The following is a 15,107-nucleotide window of genomic DNA, read 5'->3' on the forward strand; positions in this document are numbered from 1 at the left end:
TCAAACATACGATTTTCGTATAATTCGCGTGTTTGACCGCTCTTCTCTTGATCCAGAACACGTCAAAAGTATGATGATTCTTTAGAATCGTCATACTCATAAAGTCGTACCTCTACATCATTCGGGATCACCATTTTGTCCAGACTACGCCGCACACTTTTTGCGCTGCTGGCCTGTGCGTCATTCCTCACGCACGCCGCTGCCACTGATGAAATTACGACCGCCTGGCCGGTCAACGTTGGGCCGCTTAACCCTCATCTGTATACCCCTAACCAAATGTTCGCCCAGAGCATGGTTTATGAGCCGCTGGTAAAGTATCAGGCCGATGGTTCGGTCATTCCGTGGCTGGCAAAAAGCTGGACCCACTCAACAGATGGCAAAACCTGGACGTTTACCCTGCGTGATGATGTGACCTTCTCAAATGGTGAAGCGTTCGACGCCCATGCGGCGGCGGAAAACTTCCGCGTGGTGCTCGATAACCGCCAGCGTCACGCCTGGCTGGAACTGGTCAATCAGATCGTCGATGTGAAAGCGCTCGACAAAAACCAGCTCCAAATCACCCTGAAAAGTGCCTATTACCCGTTCCTGCAAGAGCTGGCGCTGCCGCGCCCGTTCCGGTTTATCGCGCCGTCGCAATTTAAAGACAACGAAACGATGCGCGGTATTAAAGCGCCGATTGGCACGGGGCCGTGGGTACTGAAAGCGTCGAAGCTCAATCAGTACGATGTGCTGGTACGCAACGATCGCTACTGGGGTGAAAAACCACAGATTCAAAAAATTACCGTCAAAGTGATCCCGGATCCGACGACCCGCGCTGTCGCGTTTGAAACGGGCGACATCGACCTGTTATACGGTAACGAAGGGTTGTTGCCGCTCGATACCTTCGCCCGTTTCAGTCAGAACCCGAACTACCGTACCCAGCTTTCTCAGCCGATTGAAACGGTAATGCTGGCACTCAACTCAGCAAAAGCACCGACCAATGAGCTGGCGGTACGTGAAGCGCTGAACTATGCGGTGAACAAGAAATCATTGATCGACAATGCGCTGTACGGCACGCAGCAGGTCGCCGACACGCTGTTTGCACCTACCGTTCCTTATGCCAACGTTGGCCTGAAGCCACGTCAGTACGACCCGCAGCAGGCGAAAGATCTGCTTGAAAAAGCCGGCTGGACGCTACCCGCCGGCAAAGACATTCGTGAGAAGAACGGCCAACCGCTGCGCATTGAGCTGTCATTCATTGGCACCGACGCGCTGAGCAAATCGATGGCTGAAATTATTCAGGCCGATATGCGCCAGATTGGCGTTGATGTTGCACTTATTGGCGAAGAAGAGAGCAGTATTTATGCTCGCCAGCGCGACGGACGCTTCGGAATGATCTTCAACCGCACCTGGGGCGCGCCGTACGATCCGCACGCCTTTATGAGTTCGATGCGCGTGCCGTCACATGCGGATTACCAGGCTCAGCAGGGGTTAGCTGACAAAGCGTTAATTGATAAAGAGATTGGTGAAGTACTGGAAACCACCGACGACACCCAGCGTCAGGCGCTGTACAAAGACATCCTGACCCGTCTGCACAACGACGCGGTCTATCTGCCCATCAGCTATGTCTCGATGATGGTGGTCGCCAGACCTGAACTGGGCACAATTCCGTATGCGCCTATCGCCTCTGAAATCCCGTTTGAACAGATTAAACCGGTGAAACCCTGATGTTGCGTTATGTACTGCGGCGCATTCTGCTGCTGATTCCGATGATTTTCGCCGCCTCGGTGATTATCTTTCTGATGCTGCGCCTGGGCACCGGCGACCCGGCGCTCGACTATCTGCGCTTATCGAACCTGCCGCCGACGCCGGAAATGGTGGCCTCAACCCGCGTGATGCTGGGCCTTGATCAGCCGCTTGTCGTGCAGTACGGCACCTGGCTGTGGAAGGCGCTGCATCTGGATTTTGGCATCTCGTTCGCCACCCAGCGCCCGGTGTTGGATGACATGCTGAATTTCCTGCCCGCGACGCTGGAGCTGGCGGGCGCGGCGCTGGTGCTGATCCTGCTGACTTCCGTGCCGCTCGGTATCTGGGCGGCGCGTCACCGCGACCGTCTGCCGGATTTCGTCGTGCGACTGATTGCCTTCCTCGGCGTGTCGATGCCGAACTTCTGGCTCGCCTTCCTGTTGGTGATGTTCTTTTCGGTCTGGCTGCAATGGCTGCCCGCAATGGGCTACGGCGGCTGGCAGCATCTTATTTTACCCGCGGTATCGATCGCCTTTATGTCCCTGGCGATCAACGCCCGACTTCTGCGCGCCAGCATGTTAGAAGTCGCCGGGCAGCGTCACGTCACCTGGGCGCGTTTGCGCGGGTTGAACGACAAACAAACCGAGCGCCGCCATATTTTGCGTAATGCGTCGCTGCCGGTCGTCACCGCGGTCGGGATGCACATCGGCGAACTGATTGGCGGGACGATGATTATCGAGAACATCTTTGCCTGGCCGGGCGTCGGCCGCTATGCCGTGTCGGCGATATTTAACCGCGACTACCCGGTGATTCAGTGCTTTACGCTGATGATGGTGGTGGTCTTCGTGGTCTGTAACCTGATTGTTGATCTGCTGAACGCCGCGCTGGACCCACGCATTCGTCGTCATGAAGGAGCGCACTCGTGAACTTTTTCCTCTCTTCACGCTGGTCGGTTCGTCTGGCCATGATTGTCATCGCCCTGCTGGCGGTGATTGCGCTGACCAGCCAGTGGTGGCTGCCGTATGATCCGCAAGCGATCGATTTACCCTCGCGCCTGTTGGCCCCCGACAGCCAGCACTGGCTGGGTACGGACCATCTGGGACGCGACATTTTCTCTCGCCTGCTGGCGGCGACCCGCGTGTCGCTGGGTTCGGTGATGGCCTGTCTGCTGCTGGTGCTGGCGCTGGGACTGATTGTTGGCGGCAGCGCCGGACTGCTGGGTGGTCGTGTCGATCAAGCCACCATGCGCGTCGCCGATATGTTTATGACCTTCCCGACCTCCATTCTGTCGTTCTTCATGGTCGGCGTGTTGGGCACGGGACTCACCAACGTGATTATCGCCATCGCCCTGTCACACTGGGCGTGGTATGCGCGGATGGTGCGCAGCCTGGTCATCTCTCTGCGTCAGCGCGAGTTTGTTCTCGCATCACGGCTTTCCGGCGCAGGTCATGTCCGGGTATTCATCGACCATCTGGCCGGGGCGGTGATCCCGTCTTTGCTGGTGCTGGCCACGCTGGATATTGGACATATGATGCTGCACGTTGCTGGGATGTCTTTCCTCGGCCTTGGCGTGACAGCACCGACGGCGGAATGGGGGGTGATGATTAACGACGCCCGCCAGTATATCTGGACTCAGCCGCTGCAAATGTTCTGGCCGGGGCTGGCGCTGTTTATCACCGTGATGGCCTTCAACATGGTGGGTGACGCCCTGCGCGATCACCTGGATCCTCATCTGATCACGGAGCATGCCCACTGATGCCACAGCACATTGAACTGCAAAACATCGCTTTAGTGGCCGATCGCCCGCTGGTGCACGGTGTGTCGTTAACGCTCAAACGCGGACGTGTGCTGGCGCTGGTGGGTGGCAGCGGTAGCGGTAAATCATTGACCTGCGCGGCGGCGCTTGGGATTTTGCCCGCTGGTGTGCGCCAGACAAACGGAACGCTGCTCGCTGACGGCAAACCGGTGTCGCCTCGATCCCTGCGTGGGTTCAAAATTGCCACCATTATGCAAAATCCGCGCAGCGCGTTTAATCCCCTGCATACGATGGCGACCCACGCACGGGAAACCTGTCAGGCGTTGGGTAAACCGGCAGATGACGCCACGCTCGTCAACGCCCTGCAAGCCGTGGGCCTGGAGCAGGCCGATCGCGTGCTGAAGCTCTACCCGTTCGAGATGAGCGGCGGCATGCTACAACGCATGATGATCGCGATGGCGGTACTGTCCGATGCGCCGTTTATCGTCGCCGATGAGCCGACCACCGATCTGGATGTGGTGGCACAGGCGCGCATCCTCGATCTGCTGGAGAGCATTATGCAGAGCCGGGCACCGGGCATGCTGTTGGTGACTCACGATATGGGTGTGGTCGCGCGACTGGCCGACGATGTGGCAGTGATGGATAACGGAAACATCGTCGAACAGGGTGACGTGGAAACCCTGTTCAGGACACCCCAACACGCCATCACCCGCGGTCTGGTGTCGGCACATCTCGCTCTGTACGGTATGGAGTTAGCCTCATGACTTTACTCAGCGTCACAGACCTTTCTCATCAGTACGCCCACGCCAGCCTGGGCGGAAAACATCAGCATCAGCAGGTGCTGAAAGCGGTCTCTTTGCATCTGAAAAGCGGCGAAACCGTTGCCTTGTTAGGGCGCAGCGGCTGCGGAAAAAGCACGTTAGCGCGTCTGCTGGTCGGTCTGGAATCGCCCAGTCAGGGAAGCGTAAGCTGGCGCGGTGAACCGCTGGCAAAACTGAACCGGGCTAAACAAAAGGCGTTTCGCCGCGATATCCAGATGGTCTTTCAGGATTCCATCAGCGCAGTGAATCCGCGTAAAACTGTCTGTGAGATCCTACGTGAGCCGATGCGTCATTTACTCTCGTTGTCGAAAGCCGAACAGCTGGCGCGGGTACGCGAGATGCTTCGCGCCGTCGATCTGGAGGAAAACCTGCTGGATAAACGTCCGCCACAGCTCAGCGGCGGTCAGCTCCAGCGCGTCTGTCTGGCCCGCGCACTGGTGGTAGAGCCGAAACTGTTGATTCTCGATGAAGCGGTGTCGAATCTCGATCTGGTGTTGCAGGCAGGCGTCATTCGTCTGCTCAAAAAAATACAGCAGCAGTTTGGTACCGCCTGCCTGTTTATCACCCACGATCTGCGGCTGGTGGAACGATTTTGCCATCGTGTGATGGTGATGGAGGACGGGCAGATCGTTGAGACACAGACTGTGGGTGAGGCATTAACCTTTTCCTCCGAGGCCGGTCGTGTGCTACAAAAGGCGGTACTCCCCGCATATCCCGTGCGCCGTCGCGCCATTTCGTAAGGTTGATATCTGATGCAACGAATCACCATCACGCTTGATGACGATTTACTGGAAACGCTGGATAGCCTGAGCCAGCGCCGTGGTTACAACAACCGCTCCGAAGCCATTCGTGACATTCTGCGCGGCGCGCTGGCGCAGGAAACCACGCAAGAGCACGGCACCCAGGGCTTTGCGGTGCTCTCCTACGTGTATGAACATGAGAAGCGTGATTTAGCCAGTCGCATTGTCTCAACGCAGCACCATCACCATGATTTGTCCGTCGCCACACTGCATGTGCATATCAACCATGACGACTGTCTGGAAATTGCCGTCCTGAAAGGCGACATGGGCGATGTTCAACATTTTGCCGATGATGTTATCGCCCAGCGCGGCGTGCGCCACGGCCATTTGCAGTGTTTGCCGAAGGAAGAGTAAGCCTCAACGATGCCGCCGGGGGCGCTGCGCTTGCCCGGCCTGCCTTTGCACTCCCGTAGGCCGGATAAGACATCGTCGCCATCCGGCATCTGATTACGCCATCGTGCCAATCGTCTTTCTGAACCGCAGCAATGCGATCAGGAAGAACGCCGCGCCAATGGCGAAAAGCGTCAGAAACTGCGGCCAGACAATGCTGAACCCGGCGCCGCGATAGAGTATGGCCTGCGCAAGGCTGACGAAGTGGGTAGTCGGCATCGTCAGCATGATGTCCTGCACCACCTGCGGCATGCTTTCGCGCGGCGTGGAGCCGCCGGAAAGCATTTGCAGAGGCAAAAGCACCAGAATCATCAACAGCCCCAGTTGCGGCATGGAGCGCGCCAGCGTACCCATAAAAATGCCGATCGACGTGGTGGCGAACAGACTCAGCGCCACCCCCAACATGAACAGCGGAATGGACCCTTCAATTGGCACGCCGAGCGCCCCTTTCACCATCAACATCAGCGACAGCCCCGAGACCACCAGCACCACCAGTCCCATTGACCAGACTTTCGCCATCATGATCTCAAACGGGGTGATCGGCATCACCAGCAGATGTTCCACCGTACCGTGTTCACGTTCGCGTATCAGCGCCGAACCGGTCAGCACAATCGCCAGCATGGTGATGTTATTGATGATCGCCATCACCCCGCCAAACCACGCCGGATCGAGGTTCGGGTTGAAGCGCATTCGGGTCTCCAGCGAAACCAGCGGTTCACTGTTATCGCGATAACGCGCGACAAAACTGTTCACTTCGCCGCTGATGATATTCTGGATGTAGCTGTTACCAGTGAACGCCTGGCTCATGCGCGTGGCGTCAACATTCACCTGAATATCGGGTTGCCTTCCGGCCAGCACGTCCCGTTGAAAGTTAGGCGGAATATTGACCGCAAAGGTATAGCGACCCGCATCCAGCCCGGCGTCCATCTCGTCGGCGGTGATCATCTCCGGCGGTAAAAACCACGGACGGTAGAAGCTGTTGACGATACGATTCGAGAGTTGAGACTGGTCCATATCGGCAATGGCAATCGGCGCGAGATGCAGCGACCCCGGCAGCACGGTCGCGGAGGAGTACACCGAGACGGTAAAGGCAAACACGATCAGCGTCAGCATCGCCTTATCGCCCAACAGGCTGCGCAACTCCTTGATACCTAAATTATAAATATTGCGTAGTCGGCGCATCACCCCTCCTGTTTTTTCAGCAACAGTACGCTCAGCCCCATCACCACCGGAATGGCGATCAGCAGCGGTACAAACAGCGGCCAGAGATCGGTGAGATCCAATGCTTTCGAGAATGTGCCCCGGGCGATCGTCAGGAAATGGCTGGTTGGATAGATCTCGCCGATCCACCGTCCCGCTCCTTCCAGCGACGCCACCGGATCGATCATCCCGGAGAACTGCGTCGCCGGGATCAGGGTAATGATGGACGTGCCAAAAATCGCCGCAATCTGACTCTTCATGAACGTGGAGATCAGCAGCCCCATTCCCGTGGCGATGGTGACATACAATAGCGCGGCCAGGCTGAGCGTGAGGAAACTGCCCTTGTGCGGTACGCCAAACACAAACACCGACAGGGCGCACAGCAGCAGGAAGTTCAGCATCCCCAGCGCGATATACGGCAACTGTTTACCGAGCAAAAATTCACTGCGGGTGGTGGGTGTGACATACAGATTGATGATCGACCCCAGTTCTTTTTCCCGCACCACGCTCAGTGCGCTCAGCATCGACGGGATCATCATCAGCAACAGCGGAATGACCGCCGGAACAATCGCTGGCAGACTTTTCACATCCGGGTTGTAGCGATAGCGTGTTTCAATGGTCATGAGTCCACTCTGCCCTACTGGCGTCGGCTGGCGGCTCGCTACGTCCTGTAGCCAGCTCTGGTGCATCGCCTGCACGTAGCCTTTTACCGTCTCGGCACGGCTGGGCATGGCGCCATCCACCCAGACGCCAATCTCCACCGGCGTCCCGCGCGCAATGTCACGGCCAAAATTAGGTGGGATTTCGATGGCTACTGCCACCTCGCCGGAACGCATCCGCCGGTCGAGATCGTCATAGCTGGTCAACGGCGGTTGTTCAATGAAGTAGCGTGAGCCTGCCAGATTCAATGACCAGGCCTGGCTGCTGACGGTTTGATCGCGATCGAGCACGGCAAAACGCAGGTTTTCGACGTCCATGCTGATGCCGTAACCCATGATCAGCATCAGGATCACCGTGCCCAGCAGCGCCAGCGTCGAACGCACCGGATCGCGCCTGAGTTCCAGCGCTTCGCGACGACTGTAGCTGAACAATCGCCGCAGGCTGAATCCCTGACGCGGTGGCTTCGCCTCTTCATGCTTTGTGTCCACCGGCACAGAGGTTTCAGGCGCCGGGCCCGCAGCCTCCTGGAGCCAGGAGATAAACGCCTCTTCCAGGTTTGCAGCCCCGCGCCGCTCAACCAGCTCCTGCGGCGTACCGCTGGCGAGCACTTTTCCGGCATGCATTAACGACATACGGTCACAGCGCTCGGCTTCGTTCATAAAGTGAGTGGAGATAAAAATGGTCACTTTGTCCTGACGCGACAAATCGACCATCAATTGCCAGAACATGTCCCTCGCCACCGGGTCAACGCCGGAGGTCGGTTCGTCGAGGATCAACATTTCCGGGCGATGGATCACCGCCACTGCCAGCGACAGCCGCTGGCGAATGCCAAGCGGGAGCGACTCGGGCAACGAATCCTCAACCTCCGCCAGCATAAAACGTTCGCTTATATCCTGAACGCGCCGGGGGATCTCTGCTTCCGGGATGTGAAACAACCGGGCGTGGAGTTCCAGGTTTTGTCGTACCGTCAGTTCACTGTACAGGGAAAACGCCTGCGACATGTAGCCCACCCGACGACGGGTGTCGATATCCTTCGGATCGACCGGTTGACCAAAAAGCCAGGCCTCCCCTTCACTGGCAGGCAGCAGCCCGGTCAGCATCTTCATGGTGGTCGATTTACCGCAGCCGTTGGAACCGAGGAAGCCAAAGATCTCCCCACGCGGGATGCGGAAGTTCACGTGATCGACGGCGACAAAATTGCCAAAGCGCATGGTCAGGTCTTTTGCCTCAATGGCGATCTCTTCCTGCTCTGCGTGATACGGCGGAATCACCACCGGCTGATACGCCTGCCGCTGCGCCTGCGGTAACAGGGCGATAAACGCCTGCTCCAGCGTCGCGCTGGCGGTTTTATCGCGGAGTTCCTGCGCGCTGCCGGTCGCCAGCACCTCGCCTGCGTTCATCGCCACCAGCCAGTCGAAACGCTCGGCCTCTTCCATATACGCCGTCGCCACCAGCACACTCATGTTGGTCTGCCGCTGACGAATATTCTCTATCAGATCCCAGAACTGGGCGCGAGACAGGGGATCAACGCCGGTGGTCGGTTCATCCAGTATCAATAATTCCGGGTCATGGATCAGCGCACAGCACAGACCTAATTTCTGTTTCATCCCGCCCGAGAGTTTTCCCGCCGGACGATCGCGAAACGGCGCCAGACCGGTGCTGTTCAGTAACTCCGTAATCCGCGCTTCGCGCTCGGCTTTGTCATGACCGAACAAACGGGCGAAGAAGTCGACGTTCTCATACACCGACAACGTGTGATACAGGTTTTTTCCCAGGCCCTGCGGCATCCACGCAATACGCGGGCAGACGTCACGACGGTGTTTCGGATCGCGCATATCGCCGCCCAACACCATGACGTTGCCTTGCTCAATCACCCGGGCACCGGAAATGAGCGACAGCAGGCTTGATTTCCCCACGCCGTCGGGGCCGATCAACCCCACCATGCAGCGCGCGGGGATATCCAGCGTGATGTTATTCAGCGCCACCGTGGTCCCGTAATGCTGACTCACGCCGTCAAGGTGCGCCACGGGAGGAACGGGAACCAGCGCCAGAGCGGTCATTGCGGCAACCTCACCGCCAGCGAGTCAGGCCAGGGAAGCTGTTCGTTCAGTCTCACCCACGCCATGCCTGGCAAGCCGGTTTTGACATATTCCAGATGCTGCTGGAGTAATTCAGGGGGGATCCGCGCCTTGACGCGAAACATCAGCTTCAGGCGCTCATCGCTGGTTTCAACGGTTTTCGGCGTGAACTGCGCGACGCTGGCGACAAAACTGATCGTGGCGGGAATACGCAGGTCCGGCGCGGCATCAAGCACCAGACGGGCTTCACCGCCAATTTTCAGCAGACCTGCTTGTTCGGTGGGCAGAAAGAACGTCATGTAAACATCGCTGAGATCGACCATATTCAGCACCCGACCGCCCGCAGCCAGCACTTCGCCCGGCTCCGCCACGCGGTACTGAACCCGGCCATCACGCGGGGCTTTAAGCTCGCTGTCTTCGATATCCGCGACAATCCGCCGTTCGGTCGCCTGCGCGGCGTCGACGCGGGTTTGCGCCTGGATAATGCTGGTGCGCGCGGCTTCAATCGCTGCTTTCGTCGCGGAGACCTGCGCCTTTGCCGACTCCAGCGCCGCGCGTGCGCTTTCCGCGGCGGCGCGATCGTCATCCAGTTGTTGCGCCGAGACCGCGCCACGCTGGGAGAGCGAGCGGGAACGAACGTGACGTTTGGAGACGGAATCCAGCTCGGCTTCACGCTGTTTCACTACCGACTGGGCAGCGCGGGTTTCGCTTTGCCGCTGTTCGAGCAGCGCCCGTGCAGCCGCCACGGCGCTTTCGGCCTCTTTGATTTGTGCGATGGCTTCCAGCCGTTGCTCCTGCAACACGCGGGTATCCATCTTCGCCAGCACTTCGCCCTGGCGAACGAACTGCCCCTCAGTCACGAGGATGGTATCAATACGTCCGGCGATTTTGGTGGCAATGTCCACTTCCGTCGCCTCGATTCTGCCGTTGCTGGCAGCAAAACCGTCCGGTACGCCTGCGGGCCGTAGACCCCACCACACGCCAGCAGCGATCACCACCAGTGCGCCCACAACCCACCACGTCAGATGACGTTTAATGTTGTCCATAATCGACCCGCCATAATCCCTGTTAGAAAACAATGCGTGTCACAAAACCCCACTGAACGGGCGTTCAGCGGTATCTTCCCTCCGGGATGAGAAGGAAAAAGTGAGAGTAGCCGGGCGGCGTACAGACGTCATGACTGCGCTCGCCGTGAAGGAAAGTGAATGACAGAGAAGTGCGAAAAACGGGTAGTAATGTTGTCATCATCAGCGTTCCTGGCCGTAAATGAAACACGCATACTCATAGCTAGTATCAATGGAATACTAGCATCATTATGGGTGATGTCTATTCGCTTATGGTTGGTAATGATATACAGGGTGAATGACTTACTCCCCGGCAAGATCCTGCGCACATGCCCAGGCGCTGGACCACGCCCACTGGAAGTTATAACCGCCCAGCCAGCCGGTGACGTCCATCACTTCGCCGATAAAGTAAAGACCCGGCACCTTGCGCGCTTCCATGGTACGTGACGACAGTTCGTGGGTGTCTACCCCGCCAAGCGTCACTTCTGCCGTGCGATAGCCTTCAGTGCCGTTCGGCTGTACGCGCCAGTCGGTCAACGTGTCGATCAGCGTCTGCTGGTCGCGCACGTTGAGCTGTTTGAGCGAGACGTCAGGGATCTGCCCGAGCTGTTGCAGGCACTCGACCAGACGCTTCGGCAGCAGCATCGCCAGCGTATTCTTCAGGCTTTGATTCGGATGGGCGCTGCGCTGTTCGTTCAGGACGTCATTCAGACTGACATCTGGCAGTAAATTAATGCTGACAAATTCGCCTGGCTGCCAGAAGCTGGAAATTTGTAAAACCGCAGGACCAGAAAGGCCGCGATGGGTAAAGAGCAGATTTTCACGAAAGACGGTACCGTCCTGCGCGGTGATGACCGACGGAACGGAAACGCCAGACAGCACCTGAAGCTGCTCCAGTAGCGGTTTGTGCAGGGTAAACGGCACCAGCCCGGCGCGGGTTGGCAGAACGTTCAGACCAAACTGTTCGGCAATTTTATAGCCAAACGGTGACGCGCCCAGACCGGGCATCGACAGTCCGCCGGAGGCAATCACCAGCTTTTTCGCACCGATAGTCGCCCCGTTCAGCGCCAGCGTAAAACCGTCGTCATCCTGCGCAACGCTCAGCACTTCACTGCGTAAACGCAGGGTAACATTGCCTTTTTCACACTCCGCCACCAGCATATCGACGATTTGCTGCGCGGAGTCATCGCAAAAAAGTTGTCCGAGCGTTTTTTCATGCCAGGCGATGCTGTGCTTACTGACGAGATCGATAAAATCCCACTGGGTATAGCGCGCCAGCGCAGATTTGCAAAAATGCGGGTTTTGGCTTAAATAAGCCGCTGGCTCAACATAAAGGTTGGTAAAGTTGCAGCGCCCCCCACCGGACATGAGGATCTTGCGGCCAGGCTTCTTTCCATTATCAATAAGCAGCACCCGACTGCCGGCCTGTCCTGCCTGTGCTGCACAGAACATACCTGCCGCGCCAGCGCCTATAATAATGGCATCAAACCTTTCCACTTTACGTTCCTCTCTGAATTCAGGGCGTGAATTGTAAAGTTATCTCAGTGGTCGCACCAGCGACAAAATCCTTAGGAAGAAGTATTTATATGAAATATATAAGATAATTCTTTATGGGCACTATTGTATTCAGACGTTAAATCAAAAAAAGTCTATATTTCACTTTGCCCGCGCCGCTAAAGTCACTGATAATGCGCCGCGTTCATGTCCTCAAGATGGCGTAACGTCCTATGCTACATTTGTTTGCTGGCCTGGATTTACATACCGGGCTTTTATTATTGCTTGCTCTGGCTTTTGTGCTGTTCTACGAAGCAATCAACGGCTTCCATGATACAGCCAACGCAGTCGCAACCGTGATCTACACCCGTGCGATGCGTTCGCAACTTGCGGTGGTCATGGCTGCGGTGTTCAACTTCTTTGGTGTGCTGCTGGGCGGTCTCAGCGTAGCCTATGCCATCGTGCATATGTTACCGACCGATCTCCTGCTCAACATGGGATCTTCGCATGGACTTGCGATGGTGTTCTCCATGCTGCTCGCCGCGATCATCTGGAACCTGGGTACCTGGTACTTTGGGTTACCCGCCTCCAGTTCCCACACGCTGATCGGCGCGATTATCGGCATCGGTTTAACCAATGCCCTGATGACCGGCACGTCAGTGGTGGACGCACTCAACATCCCGAAAGTCATCGGTATTTTTGCCTCGCTGATCGTCTCGCCCATCGTTGGCCTGGTGGTTGCAGGCGGCCTGATTTTCCTTCTGCGTCGCTACTGGAGCGGGACTAAAAAACGTGCCCGTATTCACCTCACGCCAGCGGAACGTGAAAAGAAAGACGGCAAGAAAAAGCCGCCGTTCTGGACCCGTATCGCCCTGATTCTTTCTGCTATCGGCGTGGCCTTCTCGCATGGCGCGAACGACGGTCAGAAAGGCATTGGTCTGGTCATGCTGGTTCTGATTGGTGTGGCGCCGGCGGGCTTCGTGGTAAATATGAATGCTTCGGGTTATGAAATCACCCGTACTCGTGATGCCATCAACAACGTCGAAATCTACTTCCAGCAGCATCCTGATCTGCTGAAACAGGTGACGGGCGTCGATCAGTTGATTCCGTCTCCGGAACCGGCCGCAACGCAGCCAGCAGAATTCCACTGCCATCCGGCAAATACCCTTAACGCGCTGGATCGCGCGAAGGCGATGTTGTCGAACAATGTGGAAAGCTATGACAAGCTGAGCGTTGAGCAGCGCGGCCAACTGCGTCGCATCATGCTGTGCATTTCCGACACGACCGATAAAGTGACGAAACTGCCGGGCGTGAGCGCTGACGACCAGCGTCTGCTGAAGAAACTGAAAACCGATATGCTGAGCACCATTGAGTATGCGCCAATCTGGATCATCATGGCGGTCGCGCTGGCGCTGGGTATTGGTACCATGATCGGCTGGCGCCGCGTGGCGACCACCATCGGTGAGAAGATTGGTAAGAAAGGCATGACCTATGCTCAGGGGATGTCTGCGCAGATGACGGCGGCGGTCTCTATCGGTCTGGCCAGCTACACCGGGATGCCGGTGTCCACCACCCACGTACTCTCTTCCTCCGTCGCGGGGACGATGGTTGTCGACGGTGGCGGTCTGCAACGTAAAACGGTGACCAGCATTCTGATGGCGTGGGTGTTCACATTACCCGCAGCGATTCTGCTGTCCGGTACCCTGTACTGGATCTCGCTGAAGCTGATTTAAGCGAAAAGAGAAAAGAAATTACCGTAGCAAGCGGGTCAGGAAACTGGCCCGCTTTTTTTTGCTCAGTGCCAAATCAACAGGGCAATAAGACTGACCACCACGAGCCCACATAGCGCGCTGGTCAGAATGAACTGACGACGTACCCGCTCACAGCGGCGGATAAACTCATCATCATGGTGATCGCGGTAGCGCTGGGCGTAGATATACCACACCAGGCGTACCTGCTTATTGGGTTGGCCGTGCGAGGTGAAAAAGCCGCCCCCATCAACATACTGATAGAGCAAAGGATCGCAACCACGAAGTACCACGAGCAGCGCGCGTAGCGACGAGAAATAGCGCGCCATATTCACAATGCAAACAACACATAATGCCCAGAATAATGCAACGGTGCTTATCATACGACCTCCCCGGCGACCCGCCCACGGAGCTCCGCTCCGGGACTACCGCTCCCCGAAACTTGCCAGACAGTCAATGAAAAAGTACGACTAAAAACCGCTCGTTTTGAGCTTATCATCAGAGCGGCTCTCTAAATAGTGTAGGAGATCAGTTAATTTTTTTGCCAGAAGGTTAATCACTATCAATGCAATTATCTAAATATTTTGTTTAACTATTTGGTAAGCAAGGCGGATTGACGGATTATCCAGGTCGCTATACTGTAAGGATAGTCTCTACAATTCACTTCATCGCGGCTGAGCTAGCCCCGCGTAGACATATCGCACAGTTCGCAGGACGCGAGTGACGCAAGGTAGAAAAATCGCTAGCTGGCTGGTCATCGACAACTTTATGGAAGGAGTAATACTATGGCTTACAAACATATTCTCATCGCGGTTGATCTTTCTCCGGAAAGCAAAGTTCTGGTAGAAAAAGCCGTCTCTATGGCACGGCCGTACAACGCAAAAGTTTCCCTTATCCACGTTGATGTGAACTACTCTGACCTGTATACCGGCCTGATCGACGTCAATCTGGGCGACATGCAAAAACGCATTTCTGAAGAAACTCACCACGCACTGACCGAACTGTCCACCAACGCAGGCTATCCGATTACCGAAACCCTGAGCGGCAGCGGCGATCTGGGTCAGGTGCTGGTTGACGCCATCAAGAAATACGACATGGACCTGGTCGTTTGCGGTCATCACCAGGACTTCTGGAGCAAACTGATGTCCTCCGCGCGCCAGCTGATCAACACTGTTCACGTCGATATGCTGATTGTTCCGCTACGCGACGAAGAAGAATAAAACATCGCTAACCGGGTTATCCGGTCATGTCAGAGCGCCCGCCTTTGCGGGCGTTTTTGTTTCTGTCCTCTCCACAAACGATCAGTACAACCTCCCACCCCTCCAATCATAATTAGTGTGATCAACTGATTAGAACGGAATCAATCTGTAT

Annotated in this window: 13 protein-coding genes; 8 read left to right on the forward strand and 5 right to left on the reverse strand. The window is 56.6% G+C overall.

Annotated features, from left to right (window positions below; genetic code table 11):
* Positions 1-132: 132 nt before the first annotated feature.
* From nikA to nikR, 6 genes are read left to right on the forward strand one after another with little or no spacing between them, the layout of a single operon-like run.
* The gene (gene nikA / locus JTI98_RS03755) at positions 133-1,707 is read left to right on the forward strand and encodes a nickel ABC transporter substrate-binding protein (protein WP_216082224.1); all 1,575 of its coding nucleotides are present in this window, start codon (positions 133-135) and stop codon (positions 1,705-1,707) included.
* Positions 1,707-2,651 carry a nickel ABC transporter permease subunit NikB gene (gene nikB, locus JTI98_RS03760; protein WP_044253638.1) on the forward strand — a complete coding sequence of 315 codons (945 nt, stop codon included), beginning with the start codon at positions 1,707-1,709 and terminating at the stop codon, positions 2,649-2,651. Before nikA ends, nikB begins: the two co-directional genes overlap by 1 nt.
* Positions 2,648-3,481, forward strand: coding sequence for a nickel ABC transporter permease subunit NikC (nikC, locus tag JTI98_RS03765; RefSeq protein WP_042998516.1), 834 nt, complete (start codon positions 2,648-2,650; stop codon positions 3,479-3,481). The genes nikB and nikC overlap by 4 nt, the downstream gene beginning before the upstream one ends.
* Entirely contained in the window at positions 3,481-4,245 is a 765-nt protein-coding gene (nikD, locus tag JTI98_RS03770; protein WP_044253641.1) for a nickel import ATP-binding protein NikD, read from the forward strand. The genes nikC and nikD overlap by 1 nt, the downstream gene beginning before the upstream one ends.
* On the forward strand, positions 4,242-5,042 hold the full coding sequence (gene nikE, locus JTI98_RS03775; protein WP_044327557.1) for a nickel import ATP-binding protein NikE: 801 nt from the start codon (positions 4,242-4,244) through the stop codon (positions 5,040-5,042). Before nikD ends, nikE begins: the two co-directional genes overlap by 4 nt.
* Positions 5,043-5,054: 12 nt before the next feature.
* Positions 5,055-5,456 (forward strand): nickel-responsive transcriptional regulator NikR, encoded by a 402-nt coding sequence (gene nikR, locus JTI98_RS03780; protein WP_195505682.1) that lies wholly within the window; start codon positions 5,055-5,057, stop codon positions 5,454-5,456.
* Between the two features lie 93 nt (positions 5,457-5,549).
* On the opposite strand, the gene JTI98_RS03785 is transcribed toward nikR, so the two are convergent.
* The 4 genes from JTI98_RS03785 to JTI98_RS03800 form a co-directional block, all read right to left on the reverse strand.
* Positions 5,550-6,674, reverse strand: a complete 1,125-nt coding sequence (locus JTI98_RS03785; protein ID WP_058587441.1) for an ABC transporter permease — start codon at positions 6,672-6,674, stop codon at positions 5,550-5,552.
* Entirely contained in the window at positions 6,674-9,412 is a 2,739-nt protein-coding gene (rbbA, locus tag JTI98_RS03790; protein WP_216081933.1) for a ribosome-associated ATPase/putative transporter RbbA, read from the reverse strand. Before rbbA ends, JTI98_RS03785 begins: the two co-directional genes overlap by 1 nt.
* Positions 9,409-10,476 carry an HlyD family secretion protein gene (locus tag JTI98_RS03795; protein ID WP_042998521.1) on the reverse strand — a complete coding sequence of 356 codons (1,068 nt, stop codon included), beginning with the start codon at positions 10,474-10,476 and terminating at the stop codon, positions 9,409-9,411. The genes rbbA and JTI98_RS03795 overlap by 4 nt, the downstream gene beginning before the upstream one ends.
* A 321-nt stretch (positions 10,477-10,797) precedes the next feature.
* A complete protein-coding gene (locus tag JTI98_RS03800; protein ID WP_216081934.1) occupies positions 10,798-11,991 on the reverse strand; it encodes an NAD(P)/FAD-dependent oxidoreductase in 1,194 nt (397 codons plus the stop codon).
* A gap of 230 nt (positions 11,992-12,221) precedes the next feature.
* Here JTI98_RS03800 and pitA point away from each other — a divergent pair, with 230 nt between their 5' ends.
* Entirely contained in the window at positions 12,222-13,721 is a 1,500-nt protein-coding gene (gene pitA / locus JTI98_RS03805) for an inorganic phosphate transporter PitA (protein WP_042998523.1), read from the forward strand.
* A 62-nt stretch (positions 13,722-13,783) separates the two neighbouring features.
* Here the strand turns inward: pitA and uspB are convergent, their stop codons facing one another.
* Complete coding sequence (gene uspB / locus JTI98_RS03810) at positions 13,784-14,119, reverse strand: universal stress protein UspB (RefSeq protein WP_042998524.1); 336 nt, start codon at positions 14,117-14,119, stop codon at positions 13,784-13,786.
* 402 nt (positions 14,120-14,521) lie between these two features.
* On the opposite strand from uspB, the gene uspA reads away from it, so the two are divergent.
* Positions 14,522-14,956 (forward strand): universal stress protein UspA, encoded by a 435-nt coding sequence (uspA, locus tag JTI98_RS03815; RefSeq protein WP_000323571.1) that lies wholly within the window; start codon positions 14,522-14,524, stop codon positions 14,954-14,956.
* Positions 14,957-15,107 lie beyond the last annotated feature (151 nt).

Source organism: Citrobacter sp. MGH 55 (assembly GCF_016906145.1).
In the GTDB taxonomy this organism is placed as follows: Bacteria; Pseudomonadota; Gammaproteobacteria; order Enterobacterales; family Enterobacteriaceae; genus Citrobacter_A; species Citrobacter_A amalonaticus.

Bases quoted from the DNA above. Each gene is read 5' to 3' on its own strand.
- uspB (WP_042998524.1), bottom strand. From the start codon at position 14,119: ATGATAAGCACCGTTGCATTATTCTGGGCATTATGTGTTGTTTGCATT.
- nikB (WP_044253638.1), top strand. From the start codon at position 1,707: ATGTTGCGTTATGTACTGCGGCGCATTCTGCTGCTGATTCCGATGATT.
- JTI98_RS03785 (WP_058587441.1), bottom strand. From the start codon at position 6,674: ATGCGCCGACTACGCAATATTTATAATTTAGGTATCAAGGAGTTGCGC.
- JTI98_RS03795 (WP_042998521.1), bottom strand. From the start codon at position 10,476: ATGGACAACATTAAACGTCATCTGACGTGGTGGGTTGTGGGCGCACTG.
- uspA (WP_000323571.1), top strand. From the start codon at position 14,522: ATGGCTTACAAACATATTCTCATCGCGGTTGATCTTTCTCCGGAAAGC.
- pitA (WP_042998523.1), top strand. From the start codon at position 12,222: ATGCTACATTTGTTTGCTGGCCTGGATTTACATACCGGGCTTTTATTA.
- nikD (WP_044253641.1), top strand. From the start codon at position 3,481: ATGCCACAGCACATTGAACTGCAAAACATCGCTTTAGTGGCCGATCGC.
- nikE (WP_044327557.1), top strand. From the start codon at position 4,242: ATGACTTTACTCAGCGTCACAGACCTTTCTCATCAGTACGCCCACGCC.
- rbbA (WP_216081933.1), bottom strand. From the start codon at position 9,412: ATGACCGCTCTGGCGCTGGTTCCCGTTCCTCCCGTGGCGCACCTTGAC.
- nikR (WP_195505682.1), top strand. From the start codon at position 5,055: ATGCAACGAATCACCATCACGCTTGATGACGATTTACTGGAAACGCTG.